A 21,615-nucleotide genomic window follows, 5' to 3' on the forward strand; every position below is an offset into this window, starting at 1 on the left:
GTGGGAGCTGTGCGTAGATGTGATCAAGAGACAGCCCTTTCCAACGCGCTACGGCGCCCTCACCGCCTATCGTGACCTGCTGAAAACCCTCGCCGCCCTCCACCGCACCGCCGCCGGCCGCGCCCGCCTCCCCAACCGCCTGCGCCACGCCTGGCCATGAGCACTCCCATCTCCGAACCCGGCGGATACCCGCCCTGCGCCCATTCCCCTTGCGGCCGGGGCCAGCCCGCGCCTAATCCGCGCGGCATGAGCGATGCCCTCCCGATCCGCCGTGCCCTTCTCTCCGTCTCCGACAAGGGGGGGCTGATCGACTTCGCCCGCGCCCTCGTCGCCCACGGGGCCGAACTCCTTTCCACCGGCGGCACCGCCGCCGCCATCCGCGCTGCCGGCTTGGCCGTTAAGGATGTCAGCGACCACACCGGCTTCCCGGAAATCCTCGATGGCCGCGTGAAGACGCTGGTGCCCCAGGTCCATGGCGGCATCCTCTTCCGCCGCGACCTGCCGGAACATCAGGCCCAGGCCGACCGGCACAACATCGCCCCGATCGACCTCGTCTGCGTGGACCTCTACCCCTTCGAGGCCACCGTCGCGAAAGGCGCGCCCTTCGAGGACTGCATCGAGAACATCGACATCGGCGGCCCGGCCATGATCCGCTCCGCCGCCAAGAACCACGACCACGTCGCCGTCCTGACCTCCCCGGCCCAGTACACGGAAGTCGCCGGGGCCCTGTCCTCCGGCGGCACCACCCTGGCCCTGCGGCGGAAGCTGGCTGCCGCCGCCTATGCCCGCACCGCCGCCTATGACGCCGCCATCGCCGCCTGGTTCGCCCGCCAGGAAGGCGAGGAATTCCCCAACCGCCTCAGCACCGCCGGCACGCTGAAGCAGACGCTGCGCTATGGCGAGAACCCGCACCAGCGCGCCGCCTTCTACATCGACGGCACGAACCGCCCCGGCATCGCCACGGCGCGGCAGGTCCAGGGCAAGGAACTCTCCTACAACAACCTGAACGACACGGACGCCGCCTACGAGGCCGTGGCCGAGCTCGACGGCCCCGCCATCGTCATCGTCAAGCACGCCAACCCCTGCGGCGTCGCCCTGGGCTCCAACCTGGCCGAGGCCTGGGACAAGGCGCTCCGCTGCGATCCCGTCTCCGCCTTCGGCGGCATCGTCGCCGCCAACCGCCCGCTCGACGCCGCGGCGGCGGAGAAGATCGCGGCCATCTTCACCGAGGTCGTCATCGCCCCCGACGCCTCGGACGAGGCCAAGGCGATCTTCGCCCGCAAGAAGAACCTGCGTCTCCTCCTCACCGGCGGCCTGCCCGATCCGGCGGCCCCCGGCACCCTCATCCGCTCCGTCAGCGGCGGCTTCCTCGCCCAGTCCCGCGACGCCGGCCGCATCACCCAGGCCGATCTCAAGGTGGTCACGAAGCGCGCCCCGACCGATCAGGAACTGGCCGACCTGCTCTTCGCCTTCCGCGTCTGCAAGCATGTGAAGAGCAACGCCATCGTCTATGCCAAGGGTGGCGCCACCGTCGGCATCGGCGCCGGCCAGATGAGCCGCGTGGACAGCGCCCGCATCGCCGCCTGGAAGTCCGAGGAAGCCGCCAAGGCCGCCGGCCTCGCCACCCCGCTCACCCCCAAAGGCTTGGCAGATGGTTCCGTGGTCGCCTCCGACGCCTTCTTTCCCTTCGCCGACGGCCTCCAGGCCGCGGCGGCGGCGGGCGCCACGGCGGTGATCCAGCCCGGCGGCTCGATGCGCGACAACGAGGTCATCGCCGCCGCCGACGAGGCCGGGCTGGCGATGGTCCTCACCGGCATGCGGCACTTCCGCCATTGACCCGGCGGGCCTCCCCACCCATCCCGAGCGGGCTGGACGCTGGCGTCCAGCCTTCCGAACAGGGCAGGGGAGGCCCCCGATGACCGCCGAACACGCCGAATCCCTCCTCGCCTTCTGGCGCGAGGCCGGTCCCGAACGCTGGTTCGCCAAGGATGACGGCTTCGACGCCGCCTGCCGCCATCGCTTCGAGGCGCTGCACCTCGAAGCCTCGCGTGGTCCCGTCGCGCCCTGGACCGAGGCCCCGGACACCGCCCTGGCCTTCATCCTGCTGACCGACCAGATCCCGCGGAACCTCTACCGCCGCTCCGCCCACGCCTTCGCCACCGACCCGCTGGCCCTGGCCACCGCGAACCTCGCCATCGCCCGCGGCCACGACCAGGCGACCGAGCCCGCGCTCCGCCCCTTCCTCTACCTTCCCTTCGAGCATTCGGAGGACCCGCGCGACCAAGCCCGCTCCGTCCAGCTCTTCGCCCATCATGCGGAGCAGACGGGCGACACCCATTCGCTCCACTGGGCGCGGCTGCACGACGACATCATCCGCCGCTTCGGCCGCTTCCCCCATCGCAACGCCGTCCTGGGCCGTGCAACCACGCCGGAGGAACAGGCTTTCCTGGACGCCGGAGGCTTCTCGGGATGACCCCGCCGCGATCGCTGTCCCGCCCCCATGCCGGAGCCCACCGCATGCCGAAAGCCCGCCCCGCCCCCCGGCTCCCCGGAGCCCTGGTCCCGCGCGTCCTTCTCCCGGCCGGCCTGCTTTCGGCGGCCATGCTGTCCTCCGTCCCGCTTGCCCCCGCCCAAGCCGCCGACCCGCCGCCCCCGCCGCTGGCCACCCAGCAGATGCTGCCCGCCACCGACACGCTCCGCGTCTTCGGCCGCGACGTGAAGAGCGCCTCCGGCACCGTGGTCGCCCAGATCGTCAACGTCCTGGTCAACGAGGCCGGCGAGCCCCGGGCCGCGATCCTCGACTATGGCGGTTTCCTCGGCGTCGGCCGCCGCCGCATCGCCGTGACCTGGGAAACCCTTTCCTTCACGCCGGACGGCATCACCTTCCTGCTGACCCGCGACCAGCTGAAGGGCTTCCCGGATTTCGTGGAAGGCAAACCCATCCTCGCCGCCGCCCCTCCGCCGGAAACTCCCGCCGCCCCCGCCGAGGCCGTTCCCGGATCCGCTGCCCAGCCCGCGCCCGAGGCGGCCCCCGCCCCGGCGGGGACCACTCAGCCCGCGCCCGCCCAGGCTCCAGCCGCCCCGCCTGATCCGGCCTCGGCGAACACTCCTCCATCAGCCGCCCCAGCCCCGGACAATGCTCCCGCGAGCAGCGTCCCACAGGCCGCGGGCGCGCAGGACAACGCTCCTCCGGGGAACCTTCCCCAAGGCGGCGGTGCACAGGGCACCGCCCCCGCGGGCAACGCCCCCCAGCGCGATGGCACGCAGGGCGATGGCGCGCAGGGCGATGGCGCGCAGGACAATGCCCCACCGGGCAACCTTCCCCATGGGACGGGCGCTCAGGAAGGTGGCGCCCAGGAAAGTGGCACCCAGAATGATGCCACCCAGAATGGCGCCACCCGGAAAGGCGAGGCCGGAAGCGGCGACGCGAAGGGCCATGACACGGGGAGCGGCAGCTCCGGGGGAGACGCCGTCCAGGGCGGCACCACCAGCCCCGGGGCCGTGACGCCCACGCCCGGGCCGGCCCGGGCCGGCCCCGGCACGACCCTGGCGCCACAATCGCCACCCTCCGCGCCGGCCCCCGCAACCCCCGGCGGCAAGCCGGATTAAGCGCCCATGGCATCCGGTCTGACCGGGTCGGCGCGCAGCGCGCGCGGGCTCGACCTGCTCAATTTCTTTGTCGCGAACATCCAGACCGGCTTCGGTCCCTTCATCGCCGTCTATCTGAGCGCCCAGGCCTGGACCGAGTTCGAGATCGGCATGGCGCTCAGCGTCGGCACCTTCACCGCCATGGTCAGCCAGCTTCCCGCCGGGGCGCTGGTGGATGCCACGCCGCGCAAGAAGCTGGCGGCCCTGGTCGCCATCCTCTGCATGCCCGTCAGCGCCCTGCTGCTGGTGGCGGTGGAGCCGCGCCAGCTCCCGGTGATGCTGTCCGAGGTTCTGCACGGCATCGCCAGCTGCGTCCTGGCGCCCGCCATCGCGGCCATCAGCCTGGCCCTGGTCGGACGCATGGCGCTGGGGGAGCGCCTGGGCCGCAACGCCCGCTTCGCCGCCATCGGCAACGGCGCGGCCGCCGGGCTGCTGGGGTTGGCGGGCACCTACATCTCCAGCGCAGCGGTCTTCTGGCTGACGGCGGCCCTGGCCATTCCCAGCCTGATCGCCCTGGCCATGATCCGGCAGGCCGACCTTGTCACGGTGGTCCAGCGGGAGCAGGCATCGAAGGGGCAGGGCGGCCTGATGACGCTGCTCCGCAACCGGGGCGTCCTGATCTTCTCCGGCTGCTGCCTGCTCTTCACCCTGGCGAATGCCGCCATGCTGCCGCTGGCCGGTTCGGAAGTGACCCGCAACAGCGGCGACGAGGCCAACCTCATCATCGCCGCCTGCATCGTCGCGCCACAGCTCGTGGTGGCGGCGATCTCTCCCTGGATCGGGCGGCTGGCCGAACGGCGCGGCAGGCGTGTGGCCCTGATGATCGGCTTCGCCGCGTTGCCCCTGCGCGGCCTGCTCCTCGCCGTCGTGTCCGACCCCAAGGTCCTGATCCTGGTCCAGGCCCTGGACGGCGTCAGCGCCGCGGCGCTGGGCGTGCTGCTGCCGCTGCTTTCGGCGGACCTGACGCGGGGCACGAACCGCTTCAATCTGTGCATGGGCATCTTCGGCCTTGCGGTGGGCATCGGCGGAACGCTCAGCACGACGGTGGCAGGCGCGACCGCGACATGGTTCGGTTCCGGCGCTGCGTTCGGCCTGCTGGCCGTCGTCGGCCTGCTGTCGTTCCTGCTGGTGCTCTTCGTGATGCCGGAAACCGGGACGGCCGATCCCGATGGCGTGATTCGCAAGCCAGCTTCCCCGGCCACGGCGTCGTCAGGCCTGCGCGAATCCATGCGCACGGGGCCGAAACTGGTGGAGAATGACCCGGAGGGGGTTGGGCAGCCGTGGAGCGGCTAGCACAGGGCGCAAGTCATGCGAGTTCTTTGCTCTTCATGAGCGAAAGAGTCTCAAGAAAGCAACCCCTAAGTGTTGGAAACAGTCTCTCAGGACCGCGCCCCACCCTGCACTGAGAGAAGATGCCTCACGGATAATTGTGTTCGGGGCGCGACTGTAAGAACCTGCCGCTTTCCATGACGGCAAGACGCCGAATGGCACCGGAAAGCAACCGGGGTGGCGGGAAGGCAGAAGGTTCACGGTACAGCCGCGGGGCCGGCAGGCATCCGTCACCCGAAGGGGACGAAGCCGCTTGAACTACAGCCTGCCCGGACAACCCGGACCGGAATACCCCGGCGGTCTTTCCCCCCGCCCCACCTTCCTCCGCAGTGGCACGCGCACCGGGCTGATCTGTGCAGCGCTGGTGCTGGCGGCCCTCGGGCTGATGCTCTTCGTGCTGCTGCGCACGCCCATGAAGGACGACATCGCCTGGCTGCTCTGGGTGGCGCGGCAGTGGCTGAAGGGGAAGCGCCTCTATGTCGATGTCATCGAGGTCAATCCGCCGCTGATCGTCTGGATCAGCGCCATCCCGGTGCTGGCCGGCGACATGCTGGGCGTCTCCGCGAAGCCCCTGGCCCTGCTCCTTTTCGCGGGCGCCGCCCTGGGCTCCGCCTGGACGACGGCACGGCTGCTGCTGGGGCTGGGGCCGGCCTTCCGTTGCCTGCCCGCCACCTTCGCGGCCATCGCCTGCGTCCTGATCCTGATGCCGGGGATCGAGTTCGGGCAGCGCGAGCACCTGCTGACCATCGCCGTGCTGCCGCATCTGGCGATCCTGATCCGCTCCCTGGAAGGCCAGGCCACCGGCTGGCGCATGGCCACCGGCAACGCCGTGCTGGCGGGTCTGGGCGCGGCGCTGAAGCCCCGCTACCTGCTCTGCCTGGGGGTGGTGGAACTGGTGGGCTGGCTTCAGCGCGGCTTCCGCCTTCGCCTGTCGCCCTTTGTCGCCTTCGGCGTCGCGGGGCTCTATGCCGCGGCCATCCTGTTCCTCTATCCCAGCTTCGTCGATCGCGCGGTGCCGCTCGCCCTGACCCTTTATGGCGGTACCGATTCCGGCTTCCTGTCCTTGCTGGCGGATTCCTGGCGCCTGATGGTCGGCGTCATTCTGGCCGTTGCCCTGACCTTCACGACGCCGCGCGGCAGCACGGCGCGGCGAGTGATGGCGGTGCTGTCGGGCTTTGCCGTCACGGCCACGGCGGTGATGTTCCTGGACGGCAAGAACTGGTTCTACCACCGGATTCCGGCCTCGATCGTGATGACGCTGTCCCTCATCTACTGGTGCGCGGAGGCGGCGGCCCTGCGCCGCTGCGGCGGCCTCCCGGGCTGGCGCTTTCCCGTGCTGATGCTGGTGGCGCTGATGCCCCTGGCGATCCAGGCGCAGAGCCTGGCCGGACGGCTGCAGGACCGGCTGGTGCTCGCGATGGAGCCGGAGCTTTCCACCGAGGTGAAGCTGGAGCGCCTGATCCGGCAGGAGAAGGCCCGGACCTATGTGGCCTTCTCCGAGTGGATCGGGCTGGGCTTCCCGATCGTGGACGACACCGGCGTCACCTGGGCGAGCCGCTTCGATTCCATGTGGGCGCTGCGGGGTGAGCTGTGGCGGGCAAGGCTGGACGGACGGCCACCGGCGGAATGGCCGATCCATCTCTGGGTGGCGCAGGACTTCATCCGGGGCTGCCCGGACCTGGTGGTGGTGGACAGCCGCCGCGGGGCGGAGGACATCAACTATCCCAGCGTCCTCGCACAGGCCGACCCGGATTTCGCGGCGGTCTGGGCGCTCTACCGCCAGATCGCCGTGGTGGACGGGCTGCAGGTGTTCAAGCGTGGCGGGGGGAGCTGCCAGCCCGCGGCGCCGGCCGGCGCCGCGGGTTGAGGCGGAGGGCGGCTGGACCCTCCACGCGTCACGGGAGGCCGCCGCAAGCCCGCGTAGCGGCGGTGGCATTCATGCTGCGCTGCCGTATCATGCGGCCCGGCCAAGGAACGAGAGGGCGCGATGACGCTGGAGCAGCTGCGTGTCTTCGTGGCCGTGGCCGAGCGCCAGCACGTCACCCGGGCGGCGGAAGCGCTGCACATCGCCCAGTCGGCTGCCAGCGCGGCGGTGGCGACGCTGGAGGCGCGCCATGGCGTACGGCTGTTCGACCGGCTCGGGCGCGGCATCACCCTGACGAGGGCGGGACGGATCTTCCTGGCCGAGGCCCGCGCCGTGCTGGCCCGGGCGGAGACGGCGGAACGTGTCCTGGCGGAACTGGGAGGGCTGGAGCGAGGCGTGCTGACCGTGCAGGCGAGCCAGACCATCGCCAGCTACTGGCTGCCGCGGTATCTGGTGGCCTTCCGGCGCGCCTATCCGGGCATCGAGATCCGCCTGGGGATCGGCAATACGGCGCAGGTGGCCGCCGCGGTGCATGACGGGCTGGCGGAGCTGGGCTTCGTCGAGGGGCGCGTGGAGGATTCCGCGCTCGCCAGCCGCGACGTGGCCACCGACCAGCTCGTGCTGGTGGTGGCGCCCGGACATCCCTGGACCGGCGCCTTGCCGGGGGATCTGGCCGGGCTGGTGGCGGAGGGGGAGTGGGTGTTGCGCGAGCCCGGTTCCGGCACCCGGTCGGCCTTCGAGGCGTTGCTGACCGGAGCCGGCCTGCGGGAACGCCTGCGCGTGGCGCTGGAACTGCCGTCCAACGAGGCGGTCCGGGCGGCGGTCGAGGCGGGCATGGGCGCGACGGTGATCTCCGCCTCGGTGGCGGCGCCCAGCCTGGAGGCGGGGCTGTTGCAGCAATTGCCCTTCCCGCTGCCGGAGCGTGCCTACCACGTCCTGAGCCATCGGGAGCGGCGCTACAGCGGCGCGGCGCGGAGGCTGCTGGATCTCGTGACCGGGGCGGCGCACCCGACCGCGGGGATACCTGCCGACGCCATGCCAGGGTGATGTGCCCGGGCCATATGCGGCGAGGCCCGGCAGTGTCCTGCCGGGCCTCTCGCGAATGGTCCCGGGGGAAGGCCATCTTGCGGATGGCCTCCGTGGCGGTGGGGCCCGCGCTGCCGGGCACCATGCCCGGCAAGCGGCCCGCCACGGCCCTCTTCCCCCCGGGTGAGGTTCCTCAGTAGCGGTACTGCTCGGCCTTGAAGGGGCCGGCCTGCGGCACACCGATGTAGTCGGCCTGCTGCTGGCTCAGCACCGTCAGCTTGGCGCCGACCTTCTCCAGATGCAGGGCCGCGACCTTCTCGTCCAGGTGCTTGGGCAGGGTGTAGACCTGCTTCTCGTACTTCGCGCCATTGGTCCAGAGCTCGATCTGCGCCAGCGTCTGGTTGGTGAAGGAGGCGCTCATCACGAAGCTCGGATGGCCGGTGGCGTTGCCGAGGTTCACGAGGCGGCCTTCGGAGAGCAGCGTGATCGCCTTGCCATCCGGGAAGGTGATCTCGTCCACCTGCGGCTTCACGTTGCTCCACTTCAGGTTCTTCAGCGCGGCGACCTGGATCTCGCTGTCGAAGTGGCCGATGTTGCAGACGATGGCGCGGTGCTTCATCGCGCGCATGTGGTCGATGGTGATGACGTCCACATTGCCCGTGGCGGTGACAAAGATGTCGGCGCGGGGCGCGGCATCCTCCATGGTCACGACCTCATAGCCCTCCATCGCCGCCTGCAGCGCGCAGATCGGGTCGATCTCGGTGACCATGACGCGGCAGCCGGCGTTGCGCAGCGAAGCGGCCGAGCCCTTGCCCACGTCGCCATAGCCGGCGACGCAGGCGATCTTGCCGGACATCATCACGTCCGTGCCGCGGCGGATGCCGTCCACCAGGGACTCGCGGCAGCCGTAGAGGTTGTCGAACTTCGACTTGGTGACGCTGTCGTTCACATTGATGGCGGGGAAGAGCAGCTTGCCTTCCTTGGCCATGGTGTAGAGGCGATGCACGCCCGTCGTCGTCTCCTCGGAGACGCCCTTGATCGAGGCAGCGAGCTTCGCGAACCAGCCCGGCTTCTCGGCGACCAGCTTCCGGATCAGCGCGAAGAAGACGGTCTCCTCTTCGTTGCTGGCCTTGTCGAGGAAGGCGGTGTCGCCCTTCTCGGCGCGCAGGCCGTAATGGACCAGCAGCGTCATGTCGCCGCCGTCGTCCAGCAACATGTTCGGCACGTCGCCGTTCCAGTCGAGCGTGCGGTACACGTAGTCCCAGTATTCCTCCAGCGTCTCGCCCTTCACGGCGAAGACGGGCACACCGGTGGCGGCGATGGCGGCCGCGGCATGGTCCTGGGTGGAGAAGATGTTGCAGGAGGACCAGCGGACCTCGGCGCCGAGCGCGGTCAGCGTCTCGATCAGCACGGCGGTCTGCACCGTCATGTGCAGGCAGCCGGAGATGCGGGCGCCCTTCAGCGGCTTCTCGGTGCCGAACTCGTGGCGTAGCGCCATCAGGCCGGGCATCTCGTCCTCGGCCATCGCCAGTTCCTTGCGGCCCCAGTCGGCCAGGGTGATGTCGCGGACCTTGTAGTCGGTGGCGGGCACGTGGGTATCGGGCATGGGTCGTCCGGGACTCCGGCTTGTGGGCGGGCCAGGGCACCGGCGGAACCGGCCCTGGTCAGGTATCAAGATATCTTTATGTTATGCGAAGGGATTTGGGAAGCACGAAGCGCCCCTCCCGGCACGGAGTGTCCGTGAAGAGCCGAAGACAGGCCCCCGGCGCAGTGCCGGGGCGCTCCCCCACCCGCGCCCGGCCGCAGCCGTCCCGTGTGGGGGGGGGCGACGTGGGCCAGAGGCTGATGGTGGCGCTGATCGGCGCGGTGCAAGCGATCCTGGCCGGCTTGAAGGTGCGGGTGACGCAGACCTTGCCGGCGCCGAAGGGGCCGTTGAAGCGGCCGAGCCTCAGCTTCGCCAGTCGGCGCCTTCCTCGAAGTTCAGCACCAGCTCCTGGATGCGGCCCGGGTCCGACTGCTCCATGACCCGGCGGGCGAAGCGGGCGCAGTCGTCGATGTTCAGCGCCCGCACGGCCTGCTTCACCCTGGGCACGGCGGAGGCGTTCATCGACAGGCTCCGCAGGCCGAGGCCCAGCAGCAGCGGCACCAGGCGGGGATTTCCCGCCATCTCGCCACAGACCGAGACCGGCATCCGCAGCCGCAGCGCCGCCTCGGTGGAGAACTGGATCAGCCGGAGCACCGCCGGGTGCAGCGGGTCGTAGAGATGCGAAACCTCCGCCTCCGCGCGGTCCACCGCCAGCGTGTACATGGCGAGGTCGTTGGTGCCGATGGCGAAGAAATCGGCCTCCAGCGCGATGGCGTCGGCGGCCAGGGCGGCGCCAGGCGTCTCGATCATCGCGCCCAGCGGCGGCAGCTTGTCCGGCAGGGCGATGTTGCCGCGGCGGCGCAGGCGCTTGGCCACGCGCTCGTAGATCTCGCGGGCCTGGCGCACCTCCTGCGGCACGGTGACCATGGGCAACAGGACCCGCACCGGGCCGAGGGCGGCGACGCGCAGGATGGCGGCGAACTGCACCTCCAGGATCTCCGGCCGCCGCAGCAGCATGCGGATACCGCGCAGGCCGAGCGCCGGGTTGGCGCCGCCCTGGGCGAAGTCGATGGTCTGGGCGAGGGCCTCCATGTCCTTCTCGCCGCCCCAGTCGAGGACGCGGATGGTCACGCCGTCGCCCGCGATGCTTTCGACGATCTGGCGATAGACCTCGAAATGCGCCTCCTCGTCGGGCGGCACGTCGCGGTTCATGAAGAGGAACTCGGTGCGCAGCAGGCCGATGCCGTGCGCGCCCGCGCCGGCGATCAGCGGCAGCTCGGCCGGGATCTCCATGTTGGCCTGGAGGTCCACCTCCTCCCCATCCGTGGTGACGGAGGGCAGGCGGCGAAGCTTGTTCAGCCGGGTGCGCTCGCGCGCATAGCCGGCCAGGGCCTCGCGCCCCAAGGCCAGGGACTTCTCGTTGGGGCGGACCACCACCGTGCCGGCGCCGCCGTCCAGCACGCAGAGATCGTCGCGGCGCGCTGCCTCGGTCAGCCCCTCGCAGCCCAGCACGGAGGGGATGCCCAGGGCGCGCAGCATGATGGCGGTATGGCCGTCGGCGCCGCCTTCCTCGGTGGCCACGCCGGCGATGCGGGAAGGGTCGATCAGCGCCGCATCGGCTGGGGTCAGCTCCTGCGCCACCAGGATCGAGCCGGCGGGCACGTCCTTGAAGGAGCGGAAGCCGGTCTGCGTCAGGTTGCGGGTCAGGCGGCGGGCGATCTCGCGCACCTCGCCGGCACGGCGGCGCAGGCCGGGCTTGTCGTCGTCCTTGGCGGCCAGGATGGCGGCGGCGATGGCTTCCGCCTCGTCGGCCACCGCCGTTTCCGCGGAGAGCAGGCCGGCCTCGATGCGCTTGCGGGCGCCGCGCAGGAGGCGAGATTCACCCAGCATCATGGCATAGGCGTCGAGCAGCGGCTCCAGCTCCTCCTGCGCCTCCTCCGGCAGGACGGAGAGGCGCTTCTTGAGCTTGCTGACCTGCTTGCGGGAGGTCGCCGCCGCCGTGGTGAGGCGGGCCTTCTCCTCCTCGACCTCGGCGGGCTGGATGGCGCGGCGTGGCGTCTCGGCGGGCGGCTCGGAGGTGTCGTAAGCCGGGCCGATCGCCACGCCGGGGGCGATCGGCAGGCCCGCCAGCGCCACCTCCCGCGTGCGGCGGCCGGCGCGCTTCACCTCGGCGGGCTTGGCCTCGGGCCTGGCTTCGGCGCGGGGCTCCGCAGGCCTGGCCTCGGCCTTGTCAGTCTTCATGGAAGCCGGCCTCGATCAGGCCGGCGACCCCGTCCAGGGCCTCGCGGGCATCCCAGCCCTCGGCCTCGACCGTGATCGTGCTTCCCTTGCCGGCCCCCAGCATCATCAGGCCCATGATGGAACAGGCCGGGACGCTCTGGCCGTCATGGACGATGTTCATGCAGGCGGAATAGCGCTCCGCCAGCGTCACCAGCTTCGCGGCCGCGCGGGCGTGCAGGCCACGCGTGTTGACCACGGTGACCTTGCGCCGCAGGACCGGCGTGCCGGACTGGGGCGCGCCCGATTGGACGGTTTCGCTGCTCATCGGCTTCCTCCCTGTGCGGCCTGGGCTATCCCCTGGGCCGCCCCTTCCTCGCTCCTGGCGGCGTAAGGTGGGGTGCCGCGCAGCTCGGCCACCGTGCCGAGATACCTGCGCGCGGCCGTGACCGCATGTTGCACCGCCTGGTGCATCGGCTCCACGCCCCGCAGCTTGGCCAGCTTGACCAGCAGCGGCAGGTTGATGCCGGCCACCACCTCCACGTCGCCTTCCTCCAGCATGGAGGCGGCGAGGTTGGCGGGGGTGCCGCCATACATGTCGGTCAGCACCACGATGCCGTCGCCCTGCCGCACCTCGGCCACGCGGGCGCGCAACTCCTCGCGGCGGTTCTCGGCATTGTCCTCCGGCCCGATGCACAGGCAGGCGACGTTCTTCTGCGGGCCCATGACATGCTCCATGGCGAGGCGGAGTTCCTCGGCCAGGCGCCCATGGGTGACCAGTACCATTCCGATCATGGCGAGAGCACTCGGGCCTCCGGCCCCGGCGAAGGCGCGGCGGGTTCGACCGTCAGGCGCAATTCGCGATGCGAAAGATCGACCCGCCATCCCTGGCGGGCCAAGTGGGTCGCCAGCCGCTCGGCGGTCAGCACCGACCGGTGCTTGCCGCCCGTGCAGCCGAGCGCGACGGAAAGGTACTTCTTGCCCTCGGCCTGGTAGCGCGGCAGCAGCGGGTCCAGCAGCCCGGTCAGATGCGCCCAGAACGGGGCGAAATCCGGGTCGGCCTCGATAAAGGCCGCCACGGGGGCGTCTCTCCCTGTCATGGGGCGCAATATGGGGTCGTAATGCGGGTTTCGCAGGAAGCGCAGATCGAAAACCAGATCCGCGTCCCGCGGCAGGCCCTTGGGGAAGCCGAAGGACTTCACCGAGACCGACATGCCCGGTGCCCGGTCGGGGCGGAAGCGGGCCTCCACCATCCGCCGGAGATCGGGCAGGGGCAGGCCCGTGGTGTCCACCACCCAGTCCGCCGCGTCGCGCAGCGGGGCCAGGAGCTCCGCCTCGCGGGCGATGCCCTCGGCGGCGCTGCCCTCCGGGGCCAGGGGATGACGCCGCCGCGTCTCGGAATAGCGGTGCATCAGTGTGTCGGCGTCGGCGGCGGCGAAGACGATCTGCAGATCCATGTCCGGCCGGAGGCGCAGGGCCTGCAGCCCGGCGGACAGGATGCTGACGTCGAAGCCACGGCTGCGCGTGTCCACGCCCACAGCCAAGGGGGGGCTGCCGGAAGGGCCGCCGGGGGCTTCGCCGCCATCGGTGAGCAGGCTGCCCAGCACCGAGAGGGGCGGGTTGTCCACGGTTTCGTGACCCAGATCCTCCAGCACGCGGAGGATGGAGGCCTTGCCGGCTCCGGACAGGCCGGTGACGATGACGACCGGACGCGGGACGCTCATGCGGACCCGGAGGACGGCGGAGGGGCGAAGGCCCCGGCATGGCAGGATAGCAGGCCCCAGGCGGCAAGCAGGCCGAGTTCCACCTTGCGGGGTGCCGAGGCGTCGAGGGGATGCAGTGCCACCAGGGGCACCGCACCGCCGGGCGGGATGGCCGCGGCGGCCTGTCCGGCCACAGCGGGGGGACTGGCAGGCCTCCAGAGCCGTGGCAGCGGCAGCCGCGGCACCTGCCGACGCGGGACGCAGGCCACCGCGAGGCCGACCGTCACCTGGTCCAATGTTTCGAAGCCTTCCAGAACACCCAGCCCACGAACCTCCAGCATGCCCTTCAGGGCGGGCGGCGCCTGGGCGAGCAGGACACCGTCACGGTGACGCAGCAGAAGCTGGTCGTCGGCGACCAGCTTCCATCCTTCCCGGTCCAGGAGCCGCAGGAGAAGGTCCGACTTCCCGGCCCCAGGCGGGCCGAGCAGGAGAACCCCCATGCCCCGGTAGGCGGCGCAGCCGCCATGCTGGAGCCGCCACTCCCCATCCTCGTCCATCTGGAAGCCGATCATGGCGAAAAGGACAGGCGGCGAAAAGGGCCTCGCGGCCGGCCCGGCCCCGGTGCCCTCACCGTCGTCCCTTGTCCTCTCCTGCGGCGACCGGGAAGCGGCGGGAGGATGGGAGGATTTCCGGACAGGGCGAGGCGCCTTGCCGGCCGCCACGGCGCGGCCTAAAGCCCGCCTGGAATGGACGCGCTGATCAGCGGCTTCGAGGCCTGGATCCGGGAGAACGCCGCCTGGGCGCCCTGGGTCGCCATGCTGCTGGCCTTTTCCGAATCGCTGCCGGTGATCAGCCTCCTGGTGCCGTCCACCGCCCTGCTGCTGGGAATGGGTCTGCTGATCGGCAACGGCACGCTGCCGGCCTGGCCGGTCCTGCTGGGCATCGTGGCGGGCGGCGTGGCGGGCGATGCCGTGGGCTTCTGGGCCTTCCGCTGGCAGGGACGGCGCCTGTTGCGCCGCTGGCTGCCGCGCCGCCAGTGGCGGAACTACGCCAGCGCGGTGCTGTTCTTTCGCCGCTGGGGCTGGATGGCGGTCTTCGCCAGCCGCTTCGTCGGTCCGGCCCGGGCCTTCGCCTCCGCCATTGCCGGCCTGTCGGGGATGCGGCAGAGCCATTTCCAGGCCGCCAACCTGTGTTCCGCCATCGTCTGGGCGCCGCTGCTGGTGATGCCGGGCTACCTGCTGGATGCGCTGGGCGCCCTGTTGCTGCGTCCGGGCGCCTGGATCGTCCTGCTGCTGGTCGCCGTCCCGGCGATCGGGGGCTGGAGCCTGCTGCGGCGGCGCTGAGGTCCGCGGGCGGTGTTTCCGGGAGCGGGTCGGGATGCGGGTATCACGGGGGACGGTGCTGTGTTGAAATGGTCTCGGCCGGCGAAATTCCCGCATGAAGTGTCCGGTCGGTATTGAACTCCTTTCCGGCGTGTGCGCGTCTTCGCGGCGCCCGAAGCCTGTTCCGTGTCCCGCCTTTTCGTCTTCCTCCTCCTTCTGCTCGCCGCCACCGCCGCCGTCGCCGAGGAAGTGCCCGCCACCGGCGGGGATTTCGGCGGGATGGGGCTGCTGGAAACACGCAATGCGCGCTTTCGCGAGGATGGGGTCCTGGAGGCGGGGACGTCGTTGCGGGCGGACCGGCGCTTCTGGTTCCTGGGCTTCCAGGCGCTGCCTTTCCTGGAAACCACCTTCCGCCTGAGCGAGCGGCTGAACGGTACGACCGGGCGGGGCACCACCACGGACCGTTCCTTCGACATGAAGCTCCGGCTGCTGCGGGAAAGCGCCTGGCTTCCGGCCGTGGCCGTCGGCCTGCAGGACATGATCGGCACGGGCATCTATGGCGGCGAGTATCTCGTCGCCTCCAAGCGCTGGCATGGCTGGGACTTCAGCCTCGGCCTTGGCTGGGGAAGGCTGGGTTCCGCCGGAGGGATACGCAACCCGCTGCGGCGGATCTCGGCCCGCTTCGACGAGCGGGAGCGCGATGTCGGGCGCGGCGGTACGCTGCGCACGGATTTCTTCCAGGGCTCGGATGTCGCGCCGTTCGGCGGCGTCGAATACAGCCTGCCGCCCCTGCCCACGCCCTGGGGCGCGGTGGAGGGGCTGCGGGCCAAGCTGGAATGGTCGGGCGACGAACTGCGCGACGAACGGGGCGGCTATCCCGGCCGGACCACCGGGCTGCGCGGCCGGGCCCGCTCGCAGCTGAACGGCGGGCTGCAATGGTCCAACGAATGGGTGGATGCGGGGCTGGCCTTCGTGAACGGGACGGACCTGCTGGCGCGGCTTTCCCTGCGCCTCGACCCGAACCGGATGCCGGTGATCCCGCTCTCCGCGCCGCCGCCGGTGCCGGGCCGCGCCGCCCGGTCCGACGGGGAGGAGGGCTTGGCCACACGGGTCTTCGCCGCCCTGGACGCGGCGGGCTTCCAGCCCCGGGCCTTCGCGCTGGAGGGCGGGGAAGCGCGGATCGCCGTGTCGGGCGGGCGGTTCCGCACCCTGCCGCAGGTGCTGGCGCGGATCACCCGCGCCACCGAGGGGCTGCTGCCGCCGGAGGTGCTGGTGTTGCGCCTGTCCTGGTGGCTGGGCGGGGCGGAGGTCGCCCGGGTGCTGGCGCCGCGCGACATCCTGGCCGACGCCGCGCGCGGCCACGTCAGCCCGGAGGAAGCCTTCGCCGCCGTGACCATGCTGCCCGCGACCGGCGATCCCTGGTCGGGGGAAAGCCGCGCCCCGCCACAACGGCTTTCCTATGGGCTGGAGCCCAGGCTCGGGCTGATCCTGGGCGATCCCACCCGCAGCCTGCGCTGGCAGGCGGCCATCGCCGGGACGGCGCGGCTGGAGCTGGGCTCCGGCTTCGCCCTCGCCGGGTCGGTGCAGCAGCGGCTGCTGGGCAATATCGGCGGCGGCCTGCCCTCCGACAGCCGGCTGCCGCACGTGCGGAGCGACTATGCGCGCTATGCCCGGGAGGGGGAGACCTCGATCCCGACGCTCTATGCCGAGCGCATCTGGAACCTCGCCCCCGATGTCTTCGCGCGGGGCACGGCCGGATGGCTGGAGCCGATGTTCGGCGGTGTTTCCGGCGAAGTGCTGTACCGCCCGCACGACCGCTCCTGGGCGGTGGGGCTGGACCTGAACTGGGTGCGGCAGCGCGACCATGACGGGATGCTGGGCTTCCGCGACTATGGCGTCGTGACCGGGCAGGCCTCGCTCTATGCCGACCTGCCGGTCTGGAACCTCTATGGCGTGCTGCGGGCCGGGCGCTACCTGGCCGGGGACTGGGGCGGCACGGTCGAGCTGGGCCGGCGCTTCGCCAACGGCATCGAGGTCGGCGGCTTCGCCACCTTCACCAATGTCTCCTTCGCGAAGTTCGGCGAGGGCTCCTTCGACAAGGGCCTCTATGTCCGCATCCCCTTCGACCTCCTCGGGGCGCAGACGCGCAGCACCGCCCAGACGGTGATCCGCCCGGTGCAGCGCGATGGCGGACAGCGGCTGATGGTGGACAACCCCCTCTGGGGGCTGACGCGGGACGGGCGGGACGAGGCCCTGGCGCGCGGCATCGGCGGCTTCGCGCACTGATCCGGGGAGGGCCCTCGGCCTTTCGCCGGGCTGGAACGTTGCAGTGTCAGCAATGCCTGGAGAAGCGAGGCTTCCCGGGGGTATTTTCGGGGGAACAGGATGGCCGACGAACAGCCGGGCGGGATGACGCGAGCCGAGGAGGAGAGCGCGGAGGAGATGGCGGCGCCCCGCTCCCGCGTCATCCATGAGGTGATCCGGCGCCAGGGGGAGGAGGAGCTGTCCCGGCCTGTCGGCTCGCTCTTCTGGTCCGGCGTCGCGGGCGGGCTGGCGATCATGACCTCGGTGATCGCCGAGGCGGCCCTGCACCACAAGCTCCCCGCCAGCATGCCCGGGCGGGAGGCGATCGCGGATCTCGGCTACAGCCTGGGCTTCCTGATGGTGGTCCTCGGGCGCATGCAGCTCTTCACGGAGCAGACGATCGTCACCGTCCTGCCGGTCATGGCGGCACCGGACTGGAAGCGGTTCGGCACCGCGGCGCGCCTCTGGGCCGTCGTCTTCGCCGCCAACATGGTGGGCACCTGCGTCGCGGCGGCGGTCAGCCTGTGGCTGCCGCTGATGGAGCCGCCGCTGCTCGCCTCGATGCTCGACATCTCGTCGGGCCTTCTGCGGAAGACGCCGCTCGATATCCTGCGGCAGGGCATCCCCGCGGGCTTCCTGATCGCGTCGTTGGCCTGGATCCGGGGCGGCATCAGCAGCGGCGATTTCTGGGTCGTGCTCGCGCTGACCTATGCCATCGCCCTCGGCGGCTTCACCCATGTGGTGGCCGGCAGCGCCGAGGCCTTCCTCCTGCTGTTCGCGGGGCAGGCCGGGCTGGCACAGGTTCTGGGCGGCATCATCCTGCCCGCGCTGATCGGCAACATCATCGGCGGGACGGGCCTCTTCGCGGTCCTGGTCCATGCCCAGGTCAGGCAGGAAATCTGATCCTGGCGGCGGGCGCGGCGCCTTGAAGCAGGGGAAGTCGGGGAGGAAAGAGGCTCCGCGCGCCAGAAGGGCAAACCGCTTGCGGAAAGCCCTGTGGTCCGGGAGCATTGGGGCGTCATGGAGGAGGCTGCGGCCATGCGGCGTGTGCTGGAGAAGCGGATCGACCAGGCGCTGGGGCGCGAGAAGGCCGATCTGGTGATCAAGGATGCCCGGATCCTCGATCTGGTGACGGGGACGATCCGGCGCGGCGACATCGCCATCTGCGGCGACCGGATCGTGGGGACGCGCGAGAGCTATGAGGGCGTGCGGGAGATCGACGCGGCCGGGCGCTTCGCCGTGCCGGGCTTCGTGGACAGCCATGTTCATTGCGAGAGCACGCTGGTCACGCCGGGGGAGTTCGACCGCTGCGTGCTGCCGCGCGGCACCACCACGGCGATCTGCGATCCGCACGAGATCTGCAACGTGCTGGGCGAGGAAGGCCTGCGCTATTTCCTCGATTCCTCGCTGGCCACGGTGATGGACCTGCGGGTGCAGCTGTCCTCCTGCGTGCCGGCGACGGAGCTGGAGACGGCGGGGGCGCGGCTCGACGCGCCGGAGCTGGTGCGGCACCGCGACCATCCGCAGGTAATCGGCTTGGCCGAGTTCATGAACGTGCCCGGCGTGCTGAACAAGGACCCCGTCTGCCTCGACAAGCTGGCGGCCTTCGCCGAGGGGCATATCGACGGGCATTCGCCGCTGCTCTCCGGCAGGGCGCTGAACGCCTATCTCTCCTGCGGCATCCGCAACTGCCACGAGACGACAGGCTACGAGGAAGGGCTGGAGAAGCTGTCCAAGGGGATGCAGGTGCTGATCCGGGAGGGCACCGTCTCCAAGGACGTGACCGCGCTGGCGCCGCTGATCGGGGAGTTCACCTCGCCCTTCCTGGGTCTCTGCACCGACGACCGCAACCCGCTCGACATTTTCGAGCAGGGGCACATGGATTATCTCGTGCGCCGGGCCATCGCGCTCGGCGCGCCGGTGACGGCGACCTATCGCGCGGCGAGCTGGTCGGCGGCGCGCGGCTTCGGGCTGCGCGACCGCGGGCTGATCGCACCGGGCTATCTCGCCGATATCCTGCTGCTGGAGGATCTGGAAAGCTGCGCCGTCAGCTTCGTGCTGCGCAAGGGCGTGCCGGTGACGGCGGAGAGCTTCGCGGGGCGCGCCCTGCCGCCGCCGCCGGGCGGCAATTCCGTGCGCCTTGCCCCGGTGGGGCCGGAGGTGTTCCGCGTTCCGGAGAGCGCGGCGGGGTTGCCGGCGATCGGCATCATCCCCGGCAAGATCATCACCGCGCGGATCGACGATGCGCGGCCCCTGGTGCGGGGCGGGCTGTGCGAGGCCGATCCGGCCGGCGACCTGCTGAAGGTCTGCGTGCTGGAGCGTCACGGGCGCAACGGCAATGTCGGGCGCGGCTTCGTGCGCGGCTTCGGCCTGCGCGGCGGGGCGCTCGCTTCCTCGGTCGGGCATGACAGCCACAATATCTGCGTGGTGGGCGCCAGCGACGCCGACATGGCGCTCGCGGTCAACCGGCTGATCGCGCTGGGCGGCGGCTTCGTCGCGGTGCGCGACGGCGCGGTGCTGGCGGAACTCGCCCTGCCTCTGGCCGGGCTGATGAGCCTCGATCCCTTCGAGACCGTGCGGCACGCGCTGCACGGGCTGCGCGACACGGTGCAGGGGATGGGCTGCGCGCTGGAGGAACCCTTCCTGCAACTCGCCTTCCTGTCCCTGCCGGTGATCCCGCACCTGAAGATCACCGATCGCGGGCTGGTGGATGTGGACCGCTTCGCGCTGATCGGCTGAGGCGGCTCTTCCCTTTCGATTTTCCCTTCTGGTGCGGGAATGGTGGGCCGCCGTGGCTGGACAGAGGCCGCGTCAGGGCGCGAAACAGGGATGGCTGGAACGAGGAGTTTCGCGACATGCGCGTCATCGTGCTGGGGGCTGGCGTCATCGGCGTGGCCACCGCCTATTGGCTGCTGGAGGCCGGGCACGAGGTCACGGTGGTGGAGCGCCGCGAGGCCGCCGGGGTGGAGACGAGCTGGGGCAACGGCGCCATCATCCATGTCAGCTCCGTCCAGCCCTGGGCGGCACCCGGCGTGCCGATGAAGGTGCTGCGCTGGCTGGGGCAGGAGGATGCGCCGATGCTGCTGCGCCCCTCCGCCCTGCCGCGCATGTGGCGCTGGGGGCTGGGCTTCATGCTGGCGGCGCGGCCGGCGCGCTACCGCGAGACCTGCCTCGCCAATCTGGAGCTGGCGCTGCTAAGCGCGCGCTGCATGGCGGAGATCCGGGCCCGCACCGGGGTCGCCTATGACGATGCCGGGCATTGCGTGCTGAAGACCTTCGCCGATGCCGCGACGCTGGAGGAAGCGGCGCTGGCGCATGAGGCGCTGGCGCCCTTCGGGCTGGAGACGGAGCGGCTGGACCGCGCCGCCTGCGTGGCGCGCGAGCCGGCGCTGGGGCCGGTGGCGGAGCGCATCGCCGGCGGCCTGTACTTCCCCCAGGACGAGATCGGTGACTGCAACAAGTTCAGCCAGGGGCTGGCCGCCTGGTGCGCGGCGCGCGGGGCGCGGTTCCACTACAACACCACGGCGAAGGACCTGTTGCTGCGCGAAGGGCGCGTGGCTGGGGTGACGACCAGCGCCGACGGGGGGAGCGGGGAGATCGCGGGCGACGCGGTGGTGGTGGCGCTGGCCAGCCAGAGCCCGATCTTCCTGCGCCGCCATGGCATTGCCTTGCCCGTCTATCCGGTGAAGGGCCTTTCGGTCACCGTGCCGCGCCGCGTCTGGCCGGAGGGGCCGCGCAACGCCATCCTCGACGACACGCGGAAATTCGCGCTGACGCCGCTGGGCGACCGCTACCGCATTGTCGGCTCGGCCGAGGTCGCCGATTACGACACGACGCCATCCCCGCTGCGGATCGGGGCGCTGATGCGTGGCGTGGCGGAGCTTTTCCCGGCGATGGCGGGCACGGAGACGGCGGAAGGCGCGGTGCGCTGGGCGGGGCTGCGGCCGATGGTGCCGGATGGGCGGCCGCGCATCGGCCCGACACGCATTCCCGGCCTGTTCCTGAACACCGGGCACGGCCATACCGGCTGGACCATGGCGGCCGGTTCCGGGCAGCGGCTGGCGGCGCTGATCGAGCGGCCGGAGCGCGTGCCCGTCGCGGCCTGAGCGCGGAAGCGCCGCGCCCTATGGGGCGGCGCCGTCCCCGCTGTCGCCCCAGGGCGTGGCAGCGCGTTCGGACAGGTTCACATAGGTGTCCTCGTGGCGATCGACATGGACCATCAGGCCCATGGCGCGCGCCGCGAGGATGAACATGCCTTCCCCCACATAGCAGTCGCCCGACGGGTCCATGGCCTTGTGGAAGCGCTCCGCGACATGCTTCCAGCCATAGGTGGAGCGCCGGCGGTTGATGCGGCGGCTGGGGGGCGCCTGCTCGATGAAGCGGGCGGCCCGGAGGAGCTGGGCGACGCAGCGGGGGGAGGTCATCTCGGCACGGCGGGCGGCGTGCCGGGCGGTCGCATCGCGGTCGATCACCCGGTCGATCGGGCGGATGATGCCCTTCCAGCTCAGGAAGGGATCGGCTTCCCGCCCCTCGGCGATCACGGCCAGGGGGTCGGCCTCGAGATCGGTCAGGGTCCGCGGGCAGGCCGCCACGCATCCCGTCTCCCGCCCTTTTTGC

The 21,615-nt window shown here is 71.2% G+C and carries 18 protein-coding genes; 11 read left to right on the forward strand and 7 right to left on the reverse strand.

Annotation, left to right across the window (positions count from 1 at the left end):
* Positions 1-246 precede the first annotated feature (246 nt).
* The 6 genes from purH to ROTAS13_RS02660 all read left to right on the forward strand — a co-directional run bounded on the left by purH (position 247) and on the right by ROTAS13_RS02660 (position 7,888).
* Positions 247-1,836, forward strand: a complete 1,590-nt coding sequence (gene purH / locus ROTAS13_RS02635; RefSeq protein ID WP_075821479.1) for a bifunctional phosphoribosylaminoimidazolecarboxamide formyltransferase/IMP cyclohydrolase — start codon at positions 247-249, stop codon at positions 1,834-1,836.
* Positions 1,837-1,915: 79 nt separating this feature from the next.
* Positions 1,916-2,473, forward strand: coding sequence for a DUF924 family protein (locus ROTAS13_RS02640; RefSeq protein WP_075821480.1), 558 nt, complete (start codon positions 1,916-1,918; stop codon positions 2,471-2,473).
* 44 nt (positions 2,474-2,517) lie between these two features.
* Positions 2,518-3,609, forward strand: coding sequence for a PRC-barrel domain-containing protein (locus ROTAS13_RS02645; protein ID WP_075821481.1), 1,092 nt, complete (start codon positions 2,518-2,520; stop codon positions 3,607-3,609).
* Between the two features lie 6 nt (positions 3,610-3,615).
* Complete coding sequence (locus ROTAS13_RS02650; protein ID WP_075821482.1) at positions 3,616-4,941, forward strand: MFS transporter; 1,326 nt, start codon at positions 3,616-3,618, stop codon at positions 4,939-4,941.
* Between the two features lie 289 nt (positions 4,942-5,230).
* Entirely contained in the window at positions 5,231-6,844 is a 1,614-nt protein-coding gene (locus ROTAS13_RS02655) for a hypothetical protein (protein WP_075821483.1), read from the forward strand.
* A 120-nt stretch (positions 6,845-6,964) separates the two neighbouring features.
* Positions 6,965-7,888 carry a LysR family transcriptional regulator gene (locus tag ROTAS13_RS02660; protein ID WP_075821484.1) on the forward strand — a complete coding sequence of 308 codons (924 nt, stop codon included), beginning with the start codon at positions 6,965-6,967 and terminating at the stop codon, positions 7,886-7,888.
* 172 nt (positions 7,889-8,060) lie between these two features.
* Here the strand turns inward: ROTAS13_RS02660 and ahcY are convergent, their stop codons facing one another.
* From ahcY to ROTAS13_RS02690, 6 genes are all read right to left on the reverse strand, one after another.
* Complete coding sequence (gene ahcY / locus ROTAS13_RS02665; RefSeq protein ID WP_019461826.1) at positions 8,061-9,473, reverse strand: adenosylhomocysteinase; 1,413 nt, start codon at positions 9,471-9,473, stop codon at positions 8,061-8,063.
* Between the two features lie 342 nt (positions 9,474-9,815).
* Positions 9,816-11,693 (reverse strand): phosphoenolpyruvate--protein phosphotransferase, encoded by a 1,878-nt coding sequence (ptsP, locus tag ROTAS13_RS02670; protein WP_083755371.1) that lies wholly within the window; start codon positions 11,691-11,693, stop codon positions 9,816-9,818.
* Positions 11,683-11,997: an HPr family phosphocarrier protein gene (locus tag ROTAS13_RS02675; RefSeq protein WP_019461824.1), complete on the reverse strand. Its 315-nt coding sequence runs from the start codon at positions 11,995-11,997 to the stop codon at positions 11,683-11,685. The genes ptsP and ROTAS13_RS02675 overlap by 11 nt, the downstream gene beginning before the upstream one ends.
* The gene (locus ROTAS13_RS02680) at positions 11,994-12,464 is read right to left on the reverse strand and encodes a PTS sugar transporter subunit IIA (RefSeq protein WP_019461823.1); all 471 of its coding nucleotides are present in this window, start codon (positions 12,462-12,464) and stop codon (positions 11,994-11,996) included. The genes ROTAS13_RS02675 and ROTAS13_RS02680 overlap by 4 nt, the downstream gene beginning before the upstream one ends.
* Positions 12,461-13,393 carry an RNase adapter RapZ gene (gene rapZ / locus ROTAS13_RS02685; RefSeq protein WP_019461822.1) on the reverse strand — a complete coding sequence of 311 codons (933 nt, stop codon included), beginning with the start codon at positions 13,391-13,393 and terminating at the stop codon, positions 12,461-12,463. The genes ROTAS13_RS02680 and rapZ overlap by 4 nt, the downstream gene beginning before the upstream one ends.
* The gene (locus ROTAS13_RS02690) at positions 13,390-13,944 is read right to left on the reverse strand and encodes an HPr kinase/phosphorylase (RefSeq protein WP_019461821.1); all 555 of its coding nucleotides are present in this window, start codon (positions 13,942-13,944) and stop codon (positions 13,390-13,392) included. Before ROTAS13_RS02690 ends, rapZ begins: the two co-directional genes overlap by 4 nt.
* Before the next feature lie 174 nt (positions 13,945-14,118).
* Between ROTAS13_RS02690 and ROTAS13_RS02695 the strand changes: the two genes are divergently transcribed.
* From ROTAS13_RS02695 to ROTAS13_RS02715, 5 genes are all read left to right on the forward strand, one after another.
* Entirely contained in the window at positions 14,119-14,715 is a 597-nt protein-coding gene (locus tag ROTAS13_RS02695) for a DedA family protein (RefSeq protein ID WP_019461820.1), read from the forward strand.
* Between the two features lie 165 nt (positions 14,716-14,880).
* The gene (locus tag ROTAS13_RS02700) at positions 14,881-16,980 is read left to right on the forward strand and encodes a YjbH domain-containing protein (protein ID WP_253187623.1); all 2,100 of its coding nucleotides are present in this window, start codon (positions 14,881-14,883) and stop codon (positions 16,978-16,980) included.
* 99 nt (positions 16,981-17,079) lie between these two features.
* Positions 17,080-17,901, forward strand: a complete 822-nt coding sequence (locus ROTAS13_RS02705; RefSeq protein ID WP_019461818.1) for a formate/nitrite transporter family protein — start codon at positions 17,080-17,082, stop codon at positions 17,899-17,901.
* A gap of 135 nt (positions 17,902-18,036) precedes the next feature.
* Positions 18,037-19,737, forward strand: coding sequence for an adenine deaminase (ade, locus tag ROTAS13_RS02710; protein ID WP_075821492.1), 1,701 nt, complete (start codon positions 18,037-18,039; stop codon positions 19,735-19,737).
* Positions 19,738-19,793: 56 nt separating this feature from the next.
* Positions 19,794-21,104, forward strand: a complete 1,311-nt coding sequence (locus tag ROTAS13_RS02715; RefSeq protein WP_371329172.1) for a D-amino acid dehydrogenase — start codon at positions 19,794-19,796, stop codon at positions 21,102-21,104.
* An 18-nt stretch (positions 21,105-21,122) separates the two neighbouring features.
* Here ROTAS13_RS02715 and ROTAS13_RS02720 read toward each other — a convergent pair whose 3' ends face one another.
* A complete protein-coding gene (locus ROTAS13_RS02720) occupies positions 21,123-21,590 on the reverse strand; it encodes a hypothetical protein (protein WP_058390485.1) in 468 nt (155 codons plus the stop codon).
* Between the last annotated feature and the right edge of the window lie 25 nt (positions 21,591-21,615).

Source organism: Roseomonas sp. TAS13 (genome assembly GCF_001950415.1).
Taxonomy (GTDB): domain Bacteria; phylum Pseudomonadota; class Alphaproteobacteria; order Acetobacterales; family Acetobacteraceae; genus Roseomonas; species Roseomonas mucosa.

Excerpts from the sequence above, each read along its gene's own strand:
- ROTAS13_RS02660 (WP_075821484.1), top strand. The coding sequence starts at position 6,965 with ATGACGCTGGAGCAGCTGCGTGTCTTCGTGGCCGTGGCCGAGCGCCAG.
- purH (WP_075821479.1), top strand. The coding sequence starts at position 247 with ATGAGCGATGCCCTCCCGATCCGCCGTGCCCTTCTCTCCGTCTCCGAC.
- ROTAS13_RS02645 (WP_075821481.1), top strand. The coding sequence starts at position 2,518 with ATGCCGAAAGCCCGCCCCGCCCCCCGGCTCCCCGGAGCCCTGGTCCCG.
- ahcY (WP_019461826.1), bottom strand. The coding sequence starts at position 9,473 with ATGCCCGATACCCACGTGCCCGCCACCGACTACAAGGTCCGCGACATC.
- ROTAS13_RS02680 (WP_019461823.1), bottom strand. The coding sequence starts at position 12,464 with ATGATCGGAATGGTACTGGTCACCCATGGGCGCCTGGCCGAGGAACTC.
- ROTAS13_RS02705 (WP_019461818.1), top strand. The coding sequence starts at position 17,080 with ATGGCCGACGAACAGCCGGGCGGGATGACGCGAGCCGAGGAGGAGAGC.
- rapZ (WP_019461822.1), bottom strand. The coding sequence starts at position 13,393 with ATGAGCGTCCCGCGTCCGGTCGTCATCGTCACCGGCCTGTCCGGAGCC.
- ptsP (WP_083755371.1), bottom strand. The coding sequence starts at position 11,693 with ATGAAGACTGACAAGGCCGAGGCCAGGCCTGCGGAGCCCCGCGCCGAA.
- ROTAS13_RS02650 (WP_075821482.1), top strand. The coding sequence starts at position 3,616 with ATGGCATCCGGTCTGACCGGGTCGGCGCGCAGCGCGCGCGGGCTCGAC.
- ade (WP_075821492.1), top strand. The coding sequence starts at position 18,037 with ATGCGGCGTGTGCTGGAGAAGCGGATCGACCAGGCGCTGGGGCGCGAG.
- ROTAS13_RS02675 (WP_019461824.1), bottom strand. The coding sequence starts at position 11,997 with ATGAGCAGCGAAACCGTCCAATCGGGCGCGCCCCAGTCCGGCACGCCG.
- ROTAS13_RS02695 (WP_019461820.1), top strand. The coding sequence starts at position 14,119 with ATGGACGCGCTGATCAGCGGCTTCGAGGCCTGGATCCGGGAGAACGCC.
- ROTAS13_RS02690 (WP_019461821.1), bottom strand. The coding sequence starts at position 13,944 with ATGATCGGCTTCCAGATGGACGAGGATGGGGAGTGGCGGCTCCAGCAT.
- ROTAS13_RS02640 (WP_075821480.1), top strand. The coding sequence starts at position 1,916 with ATGACCGCCGAACACGCCGAATCCCTCCTCGCCTTCTGGCGCGAGGCC.